The following is a 17,253-nucleotide window of genomic DNA, read 5'->3' as shown; positions in this document are numbered from 1 at the left end:
AAAATCTGCACTGAAAGATTTACCTCTTCCTCTTGCCATATCTTTCTCCTAAATTATTCAATTTATTTTATCTTTTAGGAATTTAAACTTTGTTGTTTATGTCTTAATATTTAGTGGCATTATAATATTTCAAGGAAGTTAGAGGAAGCAGAAGTAGCTTTAGAAACGGCACATCACAAAAAAAATGATATTTATATTTATAATAAAAATGATAGAAGAGTAGAGCTAAATAAAGACAATATTAGGTTAGCTACAAAAGTAAAAAAAGCTATTGAAAACGATGATGTTCTTGTATATTTTCAACCAATTTACAATAATAAAACAAAGATAATTGAAAAGTATGAAACTTTAGTTAGGTTAAAATATGAAGATGAGATTATCTATCCAAATAGTTTTTTGTCTATTTCTAAGGATATAAAAAAATATAAAAAAGTTACAAAAGCAATAGTAAAAAAATCTTTTGAATATTTTGAGCATCTTGATTCAGAGTTTTCTATAAATCTTAGTGCAGAAGATATCTCTTCTAAAGAGATGATAAACTATATCTATAAAATGATAACTGAGTATAAGGTTGGAGATAGACTTGTAATTGAGATTGTAGAGTCTGAGGCAATTGAAAATTATGATGAGTTTTTAAAATTTATTAAAGATGTTAAATCTTTAGGTTGTAAGATTGCAATTGATGATTTTGGAAGTGGCTATTCAAATTATCAGTATATTATTAATCTAAATGAGTATATCGATTATCTTAAAATAGATGGAACTTTAATAAGAGATATTCATACAAATAGAAAAACACAGTTATTAGTAGGTACACTAAAGTTTTTATGTGATAACTTAGGGATTAAGACAATTGCTGAGTATATAGAAAATGAAGAGATATTTGATTACGTAAAGTCAATGGGAATAAACTATTCACAAGGCTACTATATAGGTAAGCCCCATGAAGAGATTATTGATAATATAGAGGTTAGTTAAAGTTTTTAAATAAACCTCTATTTAAAAATACAAATAGGAAAATTCCTACTAACATTGAAATAAATACTAGCATTGTGATATTCCATCCAAAGTTTGCATATACAAATGATGGGGCAAAAGAACCAATCGCTCCACCTAGATAATAGAAACTAAGATACATACCTGAGGTAAGTGCCTTTTGGTTTTGTTTTAAAGAGTTTGCAATTCTTGTTGCAACGGTATGTATAATAAACATCCCTAAACAGAATAAAAACACTAAAGAGAATAAGAATAGGGCATTTGAGCTAAAGAATCCTACTGTTGCAATAAAGAATATTCCTATACCTGCTAAAACAGTTGGTAGTTCTGTTTTAAATAGGGCAATAATTTTATGAATAGTAAGAGAAACTACAATTCCAACTCCATATCCAAGATATAATAAACCAATTTGTGTTTCTGTTATATCTGGAACTTGCTCTTTAATTCTAAATGGTAGAATATTTAATATTCCTCCAAAAATAAAGAAGATAACGAACATTAATGAATATATTACAACAAACCTTTTGTCTTTAAGAATATTTGCTATATCAGCTAGTTTTGGTTTGGCTAATTCAGTATCACCTTCAAAAGATAGTTTTCTAATTAAAAGTAAACCAAATAAAAGAGCTAATGATAGTGAGAAGAATACAGTTCTCCATCCAAACTCTGTAGCAATAAATCCTGAGAAAACCCTTCCTACAAGACCACCAAAAACGGTTGCTGCTACATAGATAGACATATTTACTTTAGTATTCTCTTTATCATTTGCTAAAATTGTCATACAGGCTGTTAAAATAGCTGGAACTATCATAGCTTCAATGGTTCTAATAGTTAAGAAAACTTCATAAGAGTTTGAAAAACTAAGTGCTAGATTTGTTACAAATAGTGTAATTGAAGCAACTGTTAAAACAGTTTTAGTTTTTACTGACTCTAAAATATATCCATAAATAATAGGTGATATTGCTAAGAAAAGCATGATAACAGCTGTAAAAGATGAAGCTTTTACAACTGATACGTCAAACTCTTTTGCTAATAATGGTTGAATAGGTTGTGTTGCGTACATTACTGATAATAAAACAGTAATTGTATATATAATAATTAATAGCTCGTTTCTTTTCATTTTTAGATGTGAGCTCCAGAAGCTGCCATAATATCCTTTCCATCATCACTAATCATTGAAGGATCCCAAGGTGGATCAAAAACTAACTGCACATAAGCTTCATCAATAATATCAGCTGTTTGTGTTACATATTTAACTTGTTCAACTAAGCTTTCTGCAACTGGACAAGCAGGAGAAGTTAAAGTCATCTCAACATTTGCATAAACATAGTTATTTTTTTCTTCAAAATCTATTTTATATATTAACCCTAAATCATAAATATTTACTGGTATTTCTGGGTCATATACTGATTTTAATCTTTTAATTACATCTTCTTTTAAAGCTTCTTTGTTTTCAATAATTGACATATATAATCCTTTTTGACTCTAGTTGATACTTAGAGCATACTCTTTAATTTTTTTAATCATGCCAATTACTCCACTTTGTCTGTTTGGAGTAATAACTTCACTAAGACCTAGTTCATAAACTATATCCATATCCACTTCTCTTAACTCTTCAATAGAAGAATCAGAGAATATATTTAGAATAATATAAACTAAACCTTTTACAATAACTGCGTCTGAAGTTCCTTTGAAATAAAGTTTGTCGTCTTTTTTTTCTACGATAAGCCATACTTGCGAAGTACAACCATGTACAATATTTTCAGGAACTTTATGTTTCTCTTCAAGTTCAGGAAGTTTTTTTCCTAAATCAATAATATATTCATATTTTTGTAGTTCATCATCAAAAAAGTCTAAATCCTCTTTTATATCTTGAACTCTTTTTTCAATAGTATTCATATCACTCCTTAACTTAGCATATCAAGAGCTTTTTTCAAAGCAGTTATAAGTTTATCAACATCTTCTTTTGTATTATAAAAGGCAATAGAAACTCTTATAGTACCTTTGATATTTAGTTGTTTCATAATTGGTTGAGCGCAGTGGTGACCCACTCTTAAAGCGATTTTCATTTTGTCAAGTAAAATACCAATATCATCGTGCATGATATTTTTAAAGTTAAAACTTTTACTTCCAATTGAGTCTTCTAAATTATTATAGAAGATTATATTTGGCAGTTTGCTTAACTGTTCAGTCAAATACTCATAAACTTCATGCTCTTGTTTCATAATTACATCATAACCAACTTCACTTATATAATCTAAAGCTTTAGCAAAACCAATTACACCAGCTATATTTTGCGTTCCAGCTTCAAACTTATAAGGGGCATCAAGCATAGTTGAACTTGAAAAATCAACTTGGTCTATAGTTGCTCCACCTGTTTGATATGGTTCTACTTCTTTTAAATATTTTTCTTTTATGTAAATAGCTCCAACCCCAGTTGGTCCAAATGTTTTGTGTGCTGAAATAGCAAAAAAGTCCACATCAAGCTCTTGCATATCAACGCTCATATGGGCTAAACTTTGGGCTCCATCAATCATAACCACACTATTATATTTATGTGCTAGTTTTATAATTGCTTTTATATCATGTATTTTTCCAAAGGCATTTGAAATATGAGTAACACTTACAAATGAGTTTGGGTTAGCTTTTAATATATTTTCAAAATCTACAAAATCAAAATCTAAGTTTTCATTACAAGAAACTACTTCTAGTCCATCCCCAAGTGTTCTTCCTTGCATATGCCATGGAACGATATTTGAGTGGTGTTCAAGTGAAGAGATGATTACTGTTTTAAACTTTTTAGCATATGAAGATGCAATAAAGTTAATTGACTCTGTTACACCTTTTGTAAATATTATTTGCTCTTTACTTTTAGCATTGATAAACTCTTGTAAAGTTTTTCTTGCATTTTCATAGTTTAAAGTTGCTTTATTTGCATCACCAAAAGAGCTTCTATGCGTATTTGCACAATATTTTTCATAATACTCAACTTGTGAGCTTATAACTTCTTTTGGTTTTTGTGTTGTAGCAGCATTATCTAAATAGACAATATCACTATTTGAAAAATAGGGAAAATCTTTTTTAAACATAACTGCTCCTTTCATAATTTATTACAAAATCTTTTACTTTTTCGTCTAAAATAGTATCTAAAATCTCATTTTCAATGGCTTTTAAAAGCATTTTTTTAGCTAATGCTTCATCTATACCCCTTGATTGTAGATATAAAAGTTGGTCTTGGTCTAGGGAACCTGTTGTTGCCCCATGACTTGCTTCTAATTCATCAATATTTATCTCTAAGTGAGGTTTTGCAAAAATAGTTGCATCATCACTTAATAAAATAGTGTCAGTATTTTGATGAACCTTTGAGTATAAAGCTTTTTCATTTACCTTTGACATAGCTTCAAATACTGCTTTTGAATTATCATGTAAAATATGTTTGTATTTTATATGACTTGCATTGTTTTTTTCTATATGATTTGTATTAAATATAGAAGAAGAGTTAGCCTTTTCAAAAAGATTTACATAACCATTTATATTTAGTTTAGTATTCTCTTTTTCTAAATTTGAGTCATAGATATTAAGGGCGAAACCTTTTCCTAATTCAAAATTTGTATGATTTATAGATGCTTCATCTTCTAAGTTGTTTATATAGTTTAATATCAAAGATGTTTTTTCACTCATATCTTGTATTTTTAAATACTCTAAGTGGGCATTTTCATTTATATTAAATTCTCTAACAACATTATAAAAGTTATTCTCTTTTTCATTTATAAACACTTCAATAACTGAAGCTTTTATATCTTTTGATACATTTATTTTTAAAGAGTTCGTGTTTATACTATTTTCGTCTTCTAGTTTGTGTACAATCACAATTGGCTCGTTTGTATCTTCATTTATATTTAGTTCATAATTCTTAGTTTCTAATCTTTCGTTTATTTTAATCAGTTCATTTGTAGAGCTAATAAGTTCACTACCTTCTTGAACTTCTATATTTAGTTTGTATTCATTGAAAGATTCAAACTCTTTTTCTAATATAGGGTTTAAATTTATTTTTCTAAAATCTTCATCTTTTTTTGTTGGAAATTTTATATCTTTTAAATCAATTAGTTTCATAATTACTCCAATCCTTGAAACCCAACACTGTCAAGTTGTTGAGCTAATTTATAATCTCCCGTTTTAACTATCTTTCCATCTTTTAAAATATGAACAAAGTCAGGTTTTACAAGATTTAATAGTTTGTCATAGTGTGTAATCATAAGTAGTGATCTACTTTTATCCTCTAATAGACTATTTATAACATTTGCAACAGTTTTAATTGCATCTACATCAAGTCCTGAGTCTATCTCATCAAGCATGATTAAATCAGGTTTTAAAAGTAAAAGTTGAATCAACTCATTTCTTTTTTTCTCACCACCAGAGAAACCATCATTTAAATCCCTTTTTAAAAGTGATTTATCAATATCAAATTTTTCTAGTTCACCTTTTGAGTATTTTAGAAAATCCATTGCATCTAGTTCTTCTTCATTGTGGTATTTTCTTTTTTCATTTACAATAGTCTTTAGAAAATAACTATTGTTTACTCCTGGAACTTCAACTGGGTTTTGAAAACTTAGGAAGATTCCTTCTTTAGCACGTTCAGATACATCTAAATCTAAAAGGTCTTTCTTCTTATAACTTATTTCACCACCAGTAACTTCACAGTCATAATGGTCACTAATAGTTTTTACTAAAGTTGATTTTCCTGCACCATTTTGTCCCATAAGTACATGAATTTCACCTGGTTTAATCTCAAGGTTTAAACCTTTTAAAATCTCTTTATTTTCTATATTTACTTTTAAATCTTTAATATTTAACATAATTTATTCCTTTAAAAATGTTCCATTTTTCAAGGGAACCTTTTTATTTATTAACACTTTTTTATCATGATTTATAAAAAATCATTAAAAAGTGACCAAAAACTCTAAAGGAGATAACGAGTTATCTCTTTTTGTTTTATCCGACGCTTCCTTCTAAAGAGATATTTAATAACTCTTTAGCTTCCGCTGCAAACTCCATAGGTAACTCTTTTAATACCTCTTTACAGAATCCATTTACAATCATAGCAATAGCATCTTCTTCGTCAATACCTCTTTGAGATAAATAAAATAATTGTTCTTCAGATATCTTTGAAGTTGTTGCTTCATGTTCAATATGTGCACTTGAGTTTTTAATCTCATGGTATGGATATGTATGTGCTTTACACTTATGTCCAATTAGCAGTGAATCACACTCTGAAATGTTTCTTGCATTTTTTGCATTTTTACCTACACTAACTAATCCTCTATAGGCATTTACACCAGTCATAGCAGAGATACCTTTTGAGATAATAGTAGATTTTGTATTTTCACCTAAGTGAATCATTTTACTACCAGTATCAGCTTGTTGGGCTTTGCTTGAAATTGCTACAGAGTAGAATTCTCCAACTGAGTTATTTCCTTTTAAAACACATGAAGGGTATTTCCAAGTTAAACTTGAACCTGTTTCAACTTGTGTCCAAGAGATTTTTGAGTTATCTCCTTTACATAAACCTCTTTTAGTAACAAAGTTTAAAATACCACCTTTACCTTGCTCATCACCTGGGTACCAGTTTTGAATAGTAGAATATTTTATTTGTGCATTTTCTAGGGCTACTAATTCAACAACAGCTGCGTGAAGTTGTCTTTCATCTCTCATTGGAGCTGAACAACCTTCATTGTATGAAACATAAGAGTTTTCATCACAGATAATAAGTGTTCTTTCAAACTGTCCTGTATTTAAAGCATTTATTCTAAAGTAAGTTGAAAGCTCCATTGGACATCTAGTATTTGGTGGAATATATACAAAACTTCCATCTGTAAATACTGCACTATTTAGTGTTGCAAAGTAGTTGTCGTTTTTACTTACAACTGAGGCTAAATATTTTTTTAGAATTTCTGGGTGAGAATGAGCTGCTTCTGAAATAGAACAGAAGATAATCCCTAATTTCTCTAACTCTTCTTGATAAGTAGTTTTAACAGAAACTGAATCAAATACAGCATCAACTGCAACACCAGCAAGCATTTTTTGCTCTTCTAATGGAATACCAAGTTTTTCATATGTTTTTAAAATTTCTGGGTCAACTTCATCTAAAGAATCCAATGCTTTTTTAGGTGCACTATAGTATGCAATATCTTGATAATCTATTTTTGGATAGTTTAGATGTGCCCAATCTGGCTCTTCCATCTTTAGCCAAATCTTGTATGCTTTTAATCTAAAGTCAAGTAACCACTCTGGCTCTTCTTTCTTTTTTGAGATGGCTTTTATCACATCTTCATTTAAGCCTTTAGGAAATGTATCACTCTCTACAAGTGTTTCAAAACCTAGTTTGTAGTCTTGTTTTAAAATCTCTTTTAAATGTTTGTTTTCACTCATTTTAAAGCCTTTTTCTAATTAGGACTAAAATTGTCCTATTTAGAGAAATTTAACATATGTTCATTAAATAATAGTATAAATGTTTAACTAATATTTTACTTTAAATAAAATTTTAACTTTATTTCAAGTTCTTTACAAGTAGTTTTGAGTAGATTACTGCTTTGATTTTATAATAGGAGATATTATGGAACTTGTATTTATTGAAAGTAAAGATAATAAGTACTTTGATAAAGCATGGAAATTATATTTAGACTCTTTTCCTGAAGTTGAAAGAAGAACATTAGAAGAGCAAGAAGAGATTTTAACTGATAAAAATTTTAAGATGACTTGTTATGTGGAAGATGAGGTTTTAATCTCTATTGTCTTTTTTTGGAAAATCAATACAAAAAATAAAATATATACTTTTTTAGAACATTTTGCTGTAAATAGTGAATTAAGGGGGCAATCATATGGTTCTAAGATTTTAGAAAAATTTATAAGTGATAATAAGAATATAGTTTTAGAAATAGAACCAATAGTAGATGAAATCACACAAAAAAGACTAAACTTTTATAAAAGGTTTGATTTTGTTGTAAATTCTTACGAACACTTACAAATACCTTTTAGAAAAGATGCACAAGAATTAAAGTTAGTGTTAATGAGTCAAGAAAAAACTCTTTCAGAACAAGAGTATAAAGATCTTTATGAGAGTATGAAAAAATCTCTTAAAAGATTTTAACATACTTCATAATTTTACATTTTTATTTTTGCTTCTAATCTATTTGTATAGTATGAAATAGGGTAGGTTAGAAGTAAATATCCAATTGCAAGGGGAATATAACTTTCTAGTGTAGAGTAAGTATATGCATTTACCTCTTGGGCATTCATTGTAAATTCACTAATAGAGATAATTGAAAGTAGTGAAGAGTCCTTTATAATACTTGCAAACTGTCCCGTTAAAGCAGGCAACATTCTTCTAAAAGCTTGAGGGAAAATCACATATCTGTACATTTGATAGTTTGTCATTCCCAAACTTAGACTTGTTTCAAACTGTTCTACTTCAACTGATTGTATAGCACCTCTTATAATCTCACTTACATAAGCTCCTGCAAAAAGAGCTAAAATAACTGTTCCTACTACATATCTATTTTCAAAGCCTAAATTATTTGCAAATACATAAAAGAAAATAAGTATTTGTACTAAAAGAGGAGTTCCTCTTATTAGTTCAATATAAAACCTTGAAAAAAATCTAAGTAGTATAAACTTTGAGTTTTGTCCATAAGCAAAAAATAGACCAATAATAAAACTTAGAATAAGAGCAAAAAATGAAATAATAATAGTCATTAAAAAGCCATCAATAAACTTTTGCCTATATTCATAAACACTTGTCCAATTGAAGTTATAAGAGATGTTTTTAAACATAAAATAAAATGTAATAAAAACAATAGCAATAAGAAGAACAAAATTAAAAAGGTAAGCAGCTTTTGAAAGCTTTTTACCTTTTTTAAATCCTAATTCATTAATAAATAGATTTTTTAGTTTAATTTTTAAGTCCTAGAAGAAAAATGGAATGCCAAGGTCATCAAATGTTTTTTTAGCATCAGTTAGGTATTTATTTGCAAAAGAGTCAAATGTTCCATCTGCTTTTGCTTTTTTAATAAATGCATCAACATCTTTTTTAAGTGGGCTATCTTTTTTTAGTGCAACTCCCCAGTATTCAAAGTCTTCTTGGAAAGATTGAAGAAGTGCTACAGTTGTATCTTTATTTTTTGCATAGTTTTTATAAATAGTTAATTGATCATATAAAAACCCATCTGCTTTACCTTGAACTACTTCTAAAACACAAGCAGCTTCTTTATCAAATACTAAAATTTCTGCATTTGGTAAATTGTCTTTTGCATAAACGTGTCCAGTAGAACCTTTTTTTACTGCAACTTTTTTACCCTCTTGGTTTAAATCATTAATTGAAGAAATAGCAGAGTTTTTGTTTGCTAAGATAGCTAGTGAAGATTGAGCATAAGGAATTGAAAAGTCAATTGACTTTTTTCTCTCTTCAGTAATTGTCATAGAAGAGATGATTAAATCAATTTTTCCTGTTTTAAGTGAAGGAATAAGACCATCCCAAGCGATATTTTCAATAATAACTTCACGTCCTAGCTCTTTACCTAAAGCTTTTGCAAAATCAACAGATACTCCAGAAGGTGTTCCATCTTTTTCACTCATTTCAAAAGGTGGGTAAGCAAGCTCCATCCCAACTTTTAATACTTTCTTCTCTTCTTTTGTTTGAGAAGAATCATCATTACAACCAGAAATAAATACCATTAGAAACGGTACGATAAGTGTTAATAGTAATTTTTTTAACATAAATAATAACCTTTAAAGTTTTTTATATTATGTCATAAGAAGCTTATTTTTTTATTAGAATTAATTAAAAATATCTACATTTTTTAATTAAGACTGTTTTTATCCTATTTAAAATATAATTACGCGATTTAATTAGAAATAACACATAATTATGGAATAATATCGTGTTAAAATGTAAATAAAAATAGGAATAAGAATGGAAGTATACTTAGACAATAATGCCACAACTAAGGTTGATCCACAAGTTTTTAAAGCAATGGAACCTTTTTTCTGTCATATTTATGGAAATCCTAACTCTTTACACAAGTTTGGAGCAGGAACACATCCAAAAATGGTTGAAGCTTTAGATTACTTATACTCTGGAATTAACGCAGCAGATGAAGATGATTTTATCATCACTGGAAATGCAACTGAGAGTAATAATACTGTTATTAAAGGTATTTGGGTAGATAAAATTTTAAATGGAAATAAAAACCATATTATTACAAGTGAAGTAGAACACCCAGCAATTACTGCAACATGTAAATTTTTAGAATCTCAAGGTGTAAGCGTTACATATCTTCCAGTAAATGAAGAGGGTGTATTAGAAGCACAACAAGTTGCAGATTATATTAAAGAAGATACAGCACTAGTTACAATTATGTGGGCAAATAATGAAACTGGAAAACTTTTCCCAGTAAAAGAGATTGGTCAAATCTGTAAAGATGCAGGAGTACCTTTCCATACAGATGCAACTCAAGCAATTGGTAAAGTTCCAGTTGATGTTCAAGAGTGTAATGTAAACTACTTATCATTATCAGCTCATAAATTCCACGGACCAAAAGGTATTGGTGGATTATATATTCAAAAAGGTTTTGAATTAACTCCATTATTACATGGTGGTGAGCAAATGGGTGGACACAGAGCAGGTACTGTTGATGTTGCATCTATGATTGGAATGGGAGTTGCTATGAAACTTGCAACTTCACCAGAGGCATTAGCGTATGAAAATACTGAAGTTAGAAGATTAAGAGATAAATTAGAGAATGCAATTTTAGAAATCCCAGAAACAATTGTAATTGGTGGAAAAGATAATAGAACACCAAATACTACACTTATTTCTATTAGAGGTGTTGAGGGTGAATCAATGCTATGGGATATGAATCAAAAAACAATCGGTGCATCAACTGGTTCAGCATGTGCTTCAGAAGATTTAGAAGCAAATCCAGTAATGAATGCATTTGGAAGTGATAGTGAGCTAGCTCATACAGGTGTTAGATTCTCTTTAAGTAGATTTAATACAGAAGAAGAGATTGATTATGCAATCAATGTTATTAAAGGTGCTATTGCAAGACTAAGAGGAATCTCTAGTTCTTATGCATACACTCCAAAAAATCACGTATCAGAATTATAAAAACTAAGGAATATTTAAATGGCAAAAAATGATTTAATTAGTGGATCAATTTGGGACGAATACTCAAATCAAGTTATTAGAAGAATGGATGACCCAACTCACCAAGGTGAAATTACTGAAGAAAGAGCAAAAGAGTTAGGTGGAAAACTAATCATTGCTGACTTTGGTGCAGAATCATGTGGTGATGCAGTAAGACTTTACTGGTGTATTGAAGAAGGTACAAACAAAATTTTAGAATCAAAATTCAAATCTTTTGGTTGTGGTACTGCAATTGCTTCTTCTGATGCTATGGCTGAGTTATGTGAAGGTAAAACAGTTGATGAAGCTGTTAAGATTACAAATATTGATGTTGAAAAAGCATTAAGAGACCATCCAGATGTTCCTGCTGTTCCACCTCAAAAAATGCACTGTTCTGTAATGGCTTATGATGTTATCAAAAAAGCTGCTGCTACATATAAAGGTGTAGATATGGAATCTTTTGAGACTGAAGTAATTATTTGTGAGTGTGCTAGGGTAACTTTAGGAACAATTCAAGAAGTTGTTAGATTAAATGATTTAAAAACTGTTGAAGAGATTACTGATTATACAAAAGCAGGAGCTTTCTGTAAATCATGTATTAAACCAGGTGGACATGAAGAGAAAGATATTTATTTAGTTGATATTTTAAATGATGTTAGAGCTGAAATGGAACAAGAAAAATTAAAAGAAGCTGCTGATGCAAGTGCTGCTGGTTCTTCAACTTTTGATAAAATGACTATTGTTCAAAGAATTAAAACAATTGATGAAGTATTAGATGCTGATATTAGACCAATGTTAATGATGGATGGTGGTAACATGGAAATCATTGATATTAAAGAAAATATGCCATTCTATGACTTATATATTAGATACTTAGGTGCATGTTCAGGATGTGCTTCAGGAGATACTGGAACATTATATGCAATTGAGTCTGTACTTAAGCAAAAAGTTGATGAAAACATTAGAGTATTACCAATCTAATCATTAGTTTAATCAACTATACTAAAAACCCAAGTTGTTTACTCAACTTGGGTTTTTTTATTTTTACTAACTAGAGATTTAAAAAGATTAAGGTAAAGTAAAAGAAGAAAAATATTATTAGCAACTTTTGGAGTAGTTTATGTTTGGTTTAGGAAAAACAGAAGAAGAGGCAGCAAGATTAGCTGCAATGGAAGAAAATTATGCAATCATATCATTTAAGCCTGATGGAACAATAATACAAGCAAATGATAACTTTTTAAATGCATTAGGATATAACTTAAATGAAGTTGCAGGGAAACATCATAGTATGTTTTGTGATAAAACATATATAAATACTACTGAATATACAAACTTTTGGAAAGACCTAGCAAGTGGAAAATCACAAATAGATGAGTTCGAAAGATTTAAAAAAGATGGTAGTTCTATTTGGATTCAAGCTTCATATACTCCTGTAAAAGACAAAAGTGGAAAAGTAACTAGAGTAGTTAAATTTGCACAAGATATAACTGATTCAAAAAAAGTTATTGAGAGTGTAAAAGAGGCTATTGATATTGCAAAAACGGGAGTTATGGACCAAACTATCACTGAAAAAACACAAAATGATGGAATAGAAGAACTAAAAAATGGTATAAATGACCTATTTCAAATAGTTTCTTCTAAAGTTAATGGAGATTTAAATAGTATCTCAAATGCATTAACTTCTTATCAAAAATTAGATTTTACTTATAGAGTTGAAGGAAAGGATTTAGGTGAGACAGCTAATGGTTTAAATAGTCTTTCTGATGTAATAAACAAAATGTTAGTTGAGAATAAAAGTAATGGTTTAACCCTTGATGAAAGCTCAAATATACTACTTGAAAATGTAGATAAGTTAAACCTTAATTCAAATGAAGCAGCAGCCTCATTAGAAGAAACAGCTGCTGCATTAGAGCAAATTACAAGTAATATCTCTTCAAATACTCAAAATGTAATGAAAATGGCAGAGTTTGCAAATCAAGTAACTAGTTCTGCAAATGAAGGAAAAACATTAGCGCAAGAAACTACAACTGCAATGAATGAGATAGATGATGAAGTAAATGCTATTAATGAAGCTATTACGGTTATTGATCAAATTGCATTTCAAACAAATATCCTTTCACTAAATGCAGCAGTTGAAGCAGCAACAGCAGGTGAAGCAGGGAAAGGTTTTGCTGTAGTTGCTCAAGAGGTTAGAAACCTAGCATCAAGGTCAGCTGAAGCAGCAAAAGAGATTAAAGACTTAGTAGAAAATGCAACAACAAAAGCTAATAATGGTAAAATTATTTCAGATAAGATGATTGAAGGTTATAATGGTCTTAGTGATAATATTACTAAAACAATAAAGCTTATTTCAGATATTGAAAGTGCATCAAAAGAGCAACAATTAGGAATTGAACAAATAAATGATGCTGTTACAACTTTAGATAAACAAACTCAACAAAATGCATCAATTGCTAATCAAACTCATGATATCACTGTTCAAACAGATACTATAGCAAAACTTATTGTTTCAAATGCAAATGAAAAAGAGTTTATTGGAAAAGATAGTGTAAAAGCAAAAAGTTTGAATGGTACAGATAATTATAAACATTAGCATTTTTTAATCTTAATTTTCTTTGTTGACTAGCTAGTCAAATGTTGCTATACTTTTTAACATCAGTAAATATTATTAATGGGGAAAAGATAATTATGATTGAAAAAATTAAACATTTGGTTTTTCCTTTTTTGTTTGTAGCATTATATGGAAGTGGTTTTGTTGGTGCAAAATATGGTTTACCATATTCTACTCCTTTAAGTTTTTTGACTTTAAGATTTTTTCTTGCTGGTTTAATTTTACTCTTTATAATGAAATATATGAAAGTAAACTTACCAAGTATAAAAGATATCTTTCATATAAGTATTGCTGGAATTCTAACTGTAGCAGTATTTTCAATCGGGATTTTTATATCTATTGATATGGGGCTTTCACCTGCTCTTAGTGCTATGATTATTGCTTTACAACCTATTTTAGTAGCAGTATTGGCAAAAAGTTTTCTAAGTGAAGATACTGGAATTATACAAGCCTTTGGCTTACTCGTAGGGCTTGTAGGCGTAATGTTAGTTTTAGTAAATAATATGGATATTACAACAGCAGGTTTATACTCAATAGCTTTATCTGTTTTTGGTTTACTAGGACTTTCTCTTGGAAATTTGTATCAAAAGAAATTTTGTGAAAATATGAATATCTTTTCTGGTGGAGCCATTCAATCAATAGCTTCAGGTTTTGTTTGTCTTATTTTAATGTTAATGTTTGACTCATATGAAGTTGTTTGGACAAGTGAGTTTATCTATGCTTTATTGTTTATGACAATTGGGGTTTCTATTGGAGCTTTAAGTTTATTATATATAATGATTAGAAGAGCAGAAGTTAGTAAAGTAGCTTCTATTTTTTATTTAATACCTGTAAGTGCAGCAATAAGTGGATATTTTATTTATGGTGAGACCTTTGAGCTTATTACAATATTAGGAATTGCAATAGTTGCTCTTGGGGTTTATTTAAGTAATTATTGACATTTTTATTAATTCAAGTGTATTCAATAATGTCCTTTAGCCAAATATATCCTAATTTTGATATAATCCAATTTAATAGTTAAAAATAGGGAATTGTATAAATGTCAAATCAAAATAATCAAATACTAAAAAATACAAATGCACAGATTTTAGATGAGTTTAATGCTTCAATCATGTTTGATAAAGAGTTATATTCTCAAGATATTAGAGGAAGTATTGCTCATTCACAAATGCTTTGTGAACAAGGTGTTTTAACAAAAGAAGAACAAGAAGCAATTGAGCAAGGTTTACTTCAAGTAAAAAAAGAAATTGAGTCAGGTGATTTTGAATTTACACTTGCAACAGAAGATATTCATATGGCAGTTGAGTCAAGACTTACTGAAATCATAGGTGAACCAGGGAAAAAACTTCATACAGCAAGAAGTAGAAATGACCAAGTTGCAACTGACTTTAGACTTTATGTTCAAGAAAAATCTCTTTCAATTAAAGCTCAATTAAAAGAGTTAGTTGATACTTTTGTAAATGTTGCAAACAAACATACTGAAACTTTAATTCCTGGAATGACACACTTACAACATGCACAACCACTTAATTTTGGTTATCATATGCTTGCTTATGCAAATATGTTTAAAAGAGATTTTCAAAGATTTGAAAGTTCCTATGAAAGAAACAACTATTCTCCATTAGGAAGTGCTGCATTAGCTGGAACACCACATAATATTGATAGAAACTCAACTTGTGAAAAGTTAGGCTTCACTGCTCCAACTTCTCATGCAATGGATACAGTTTCAGATAGAGATTTTGCATTAGAAATTCTGTTTAATATCTCTACTTGTATGATGCATATTTCAAGAATTTCTGAAGAGTTAATTACTTGGTCTTCTTATGAGTTCCAATTTGTAAGAATGAGTGATGAGTATGCTACAACTTCATCTATTATGCCTCAAAAGAAAAACCCAGATGTACCAGAACTTTTAAGAGGGAAAACTGGACGTGTATATGGAAATTTAATTTCACTTTTAACAGTTATGAAAGGTTTACCATTAGCCTATAACAAAGATACTCAAGAAGATAAAGAGGGTGTTTTTGATTCTGTTAAAACAGTTGAAATTTCAATATCTATTTTAAATGAAGTTATCAAAACTATGATTGTAAATGTAGATAAAATGGAAGGTGCTTGTAAAATAGGGCACTTAAGTGCTACTGATTTAGCTGATTATTTAGTACAAAAACAAAATATGCCATTTAGAACTGCTTATTATATTACAAAAGATGTTGTGGCAAAAGCAAACTCTTTAAACAAAGATATCTCTGAACTTACAATTGATGAAATTAGAAGTTCAAGTGAAGAGTTAAAAGATATTAATGAAGAGATTATTATGTATTTAGATTTAAGAAACTCTATGAATGCTAGAACTTCATTAGGTGGAACATCAACAAAACAAACTCAGAATCAAATAGATGATTTTAAAAATTGGCTAGAAAGTCAAGGAAAATAATTAAAAGAAAAGAGAATAAAAAAGACTAAATTTAGTCTTTTTTATTTAGAAAGATAAGTGCTTCTTTGCAGCTTCATATAGAGCTTGGATATCAGTTTTTCCAATAAATCCATCAACTCCAATACTATTCATTTTGTTTTTTACTGCATCTGTAGTCATAGATGAGTTTACAATAATTGGAATCTCAGAGTATTTACTATTTTGTTTCACAAAAGATGCAACTTGGAAACCATCAGTTTCAGGCATCTCAATATCAGTAATAATAAGTGCTACTGATGAAGGATCAATCTCTTCAAGTCTGTCTAATAGTAGTGCTCCATTATTATAAATCTCATAATTGATTCCTGCTTTTTTGAAGAATTTAGTTAATACTTCTCTTGCAACACCTGAATCTTCAGCTGCTAATACAATTTTATTTGTATTGAATTTAGATTCTACATATTTATTTAATGTATCTTCTCCATCTTCAACCCAACCTAAGTCTTGTAATAATTGTTCAGCATTAAATACAGTACATAACTCATCTTTTTCATTTACTTTTACATAAGTTGTATATGTAACTTTAGAGTTTGTTTCTTCTGTATGTCTTAATTCATCAGTTGTTTTTTCAACAATATCCAGCATGTCTTTAATTAAGAAACCTACTTTTTTGTGATTGAATTCACAATAGATAATTAACTTGTATTCTTCTTGCTTTAACTTTGGAATACCAAGCCAAGCATCAAGGTTGATTAATGTAACAGGTTCCCCTCTAATTGTCGCAATACCAGCAACAACATCACTATCTGCAGGAGTATCGTTGATAGTTACTTCTTCTGCAATAACAAATGCTTTAACTTTTGCAATATTAATTGCGTAAATATTATTATGACCAGTATAGAAAACAGCTAGTTGCTGTACATTTCTTAAATGTCCTTGTGTCATTTGTTCAACACTATTGATACCACTCATGTATGCCCTTTTTGACTAATATACTAGATTATATACGTTTTTTTCTTACAATAAACTTTAGAATATTACTAAAAT

At 29.2% G+C, this 17,253-nt stretch carries 17 protein-coding genes; 7 read left to right on the top strand and 10 right to left on the bottom strand.

All coding sequences use genetic code 11. The features are described 5' to 3' along the window. Positions 1–126 precede the first annotated feature (126 nt). A complete protein-coding gene (locus CRV03_RS13440) occupies positions 127–978 on the top strand; it encodes an EAL domain-containing protein (RefSeq protein ID WP_129085660.1) in 852 nt (283 codons plus the stop codon). Here the strand turns inward: CRV03_RS13440 and CRV03_RS13435 are convergent. The 7 genes from CRV03_RS13435 to sufB form a co-directional block, all read right to left on the bottom strand. Continuing rightward, the gene (locus CRV03_RS13435) at positions 971–2,116 is read right to left on the bottom strand and encodes an MFS transporter (RefSeq protein ID WP_129085659.1); all 1,146 of its coding nucleotides are present in this window, start codon (positions 2,114–2,116) and stop codon (positions 971–973) included. The two genes, CRV03_RS13440 and CRV03_RS13435, sit on opposite strands and share 8 nt — an antisense overlap. Positions 2,117–2,118: 2 nt before the next feature. After that, positions 2,119–2,463 (bottom strand): metal-sulfur cluster assembly factor, encoded by a 345-nt coding sequence (locus tag CRV03_RS13430; RefSeq protein WP_129085658.1) that lies wholly within the window; start codon positions 2,461–2,463, stop codon positions 2,119–2,121. A gap of 18 nt (positions 2,464–2,481) precedes the next feature. After that, positions 2,482–2,895: a SufE family protein gene (locus CRV03_RS13425; protein ID WP_129085657.1), complete on the bottom strand. Its 414-nt coding sequence runs from the start codon at positions 2,893–2,895 to the stop codon at positions 2,482–2,484. A gap of 8 nt (positions 2,896–2,903) precedes the next feature. Then, positions 2,904–4,085, bottom strand: a complete 1,182-nt coding sequence (locus CRV03_RS13420; RefSeq protein ID WP_129085656.1) for an aminotransferase class V-fold PLP-dependent enzyme — start codon at positions 4,083–4,085, stop codon at positions 2,904–2,906. Next, positions 4,078–5,109, bottom strand: a complete 1,032-nt coding sequence (locus CRV03_RS13415) for a SufD family Fe-S cluster assembly protein (protein ID WP_129085655.1) — start codon at positions 5,107–5,109, stop codon at positions 4,078–4,080. The genes CRV03_RS13420 and CRV03_RS13415 overlap by 8 nt, the downstream gene beginning before the upstream one ends. A 2-nt stretch (positions 5,110–5,111) precedes the next feature. After that, positions 5,112–5,852, bottom strand: coding sequence for a Fe-S cluster assembly ATPase SufC (gene sufC / locus CRV03_RS13410; RefSeq protein WP_129085654.1), 741 nt, complete (start codon positions 5,850–5,852; stop codon positions 5,112–5,114). A 136-nt stretch (positions 5,853–5,988) separates the two neighbouring features. After that, a complete protein-coding gene (gene sufB / locus CRV03_RS13405; RefSeq protein WP_129085653.1) occupies positions 5,989–7,425 on the bottom strand; it encodes a Fe-S cluster assembly protein SufB in 1,437 nt (478 codons plus the stop codon). Between the two features lie 184 nt (positions 7,426–7,609). On the opposite strand from sufB, the gene CRV03_RS13400 reads away from it, so the two are divergent. After that, a complete protein-coding gene (locus CRV03_RS13400) occupies positions 7,610–8,143 on the top strand; it encodes a GNAT family N-acetyltransferase (protein ID WP_129085652.1) in 534 nt (177 codons plus the stop codon). A 14-nt stretch (positions 8,144–8,157) separates the two neighbouring features. Here the strand turns inward: CRV03_RS13400 and CRV03_RS13395 are convergent, their stop codons facing one another. Together CRV03_RS13395 and CRV03_RS13390 are read right to left on the bottom strand one after the other, a co-directional pair. Continuing rightward, positions 8,158–8,826 carry an amino acid ABC transporter permease gene (locus tag CRV03_RS13395; protein WP_164968668.1) on the bottom strand — a complete coding sequence of 223 codons (669 nt, stop codon included), beginning with the start codon at positions 8,824–8,826 and terminating at the stop codon, positions 8,158–8,160. A gap of 132 nt (positions 8,827–8,958) precedes the next feature. After that, entirely contained in the window at positions 8,959–9,726 is a 768-nt protein-coding gene (locus tag CRV03_RS13390; protein ID WP_164968669.1) for a transporter substrate-binding domain-containing protein, read from the bottom strand. 238 nt (positions 9,727–9,964) lie between these two features. Between CRV03_RS13390 and CRV03_RS13385 the strand changes: the two genes are divergently transcribed. The 5 genes from CRV03_RS13385 (at position 9,965) to argH (ending at position 16,227) form a co-directional block, all read left to right on the top strand. Continuing rightward, positions 9,965–11,161, top strand: a complete 1,197-nt coding sequence (locus tag CRV03_RS13385) for a NifS family cysteine desulfurase (RefSeq protein WP_129085649.1) — start codon at positions 9,965–9,967, stop codon at positions 11,159–11,161. Between the two features lie 18 nt (positions 11,162–11,179). Next, positions 11,180–12,160: an iron-sulfur cluster assembly scaffold protein gene (locus tag CRV03_RS13380; protein WP_129085648.1), complete on the top strand. Its 981-nt coding sequence runs from the start codon at positions 11,180–11,182 to the stop codon at positions 12,158–12,160. A gap of 139 nt (positions 12,161–12,299) precedes the next feature. After that, positions 12,300–13,772, top strand: a complete 1,473-nt coding sequence (locus CRV03_RS13375; protein WP_129085647.1) for a PAS domain-containing methyl-accepting chemotaxis protein — start codon at positions 12,300–12,302, stop codon at positions 13,770–13,772. A gap of 95 nt (positions 13,773–13,867) precedes the next feature. Then, positions 13,868–14,728: a DMT family transporter gene (locus CRV03_RS13370; protein WP_164968667.1), complete on the top strand. Its 861-nt coding sequence runs from the start codon at positions 13,868–13,870 to the stop codon at positions 14,726–14,728. 101 nt (positions 14,729–14,829) lie between these two features. Next, entirely contained in the window at positions 14,830–16,227 is a 1,398-nt protein-coding gene (gene argH / locus CRV03_RS13365; RefSeq protein ID WP_129085645.1) for an argininosuccinate lyase, read from the top strand. 45 nt (positions 16,228–16,272) lie between these two features. Here the strand turns inward: argH and CRV03_RS13360 are convergent, their stop codons facing one another. Next, on the bottom strand, positions 16,273–17,178 hold the full coding sequence (locus tag CRV03_RS13360) for a chemotaxis protein CheV (protein ID WP_129085644.1): 906 nt from the start codon (positions 17,176–17,178) through the stop codon (positions 16,273–16,275). Positions 17,179–17,253 lie beyond the last annotated feature (75 nt).

Origin of the sequence: Arcobacter sp. F155, from assembly GCF_004116455.1 — a bacterium.
Taxonomy (GTDB): domain Bacteria; phylum Campylobacterota; class Campylobacteria; order Campylobacterales; family Arcobacteraceae; genus Halarcobacter.
The sequence above is the reverse complement of the archived record's forward strand: the minus strand, read 5'-3'. Positions and strand labels throughout refer to the sequence as shown.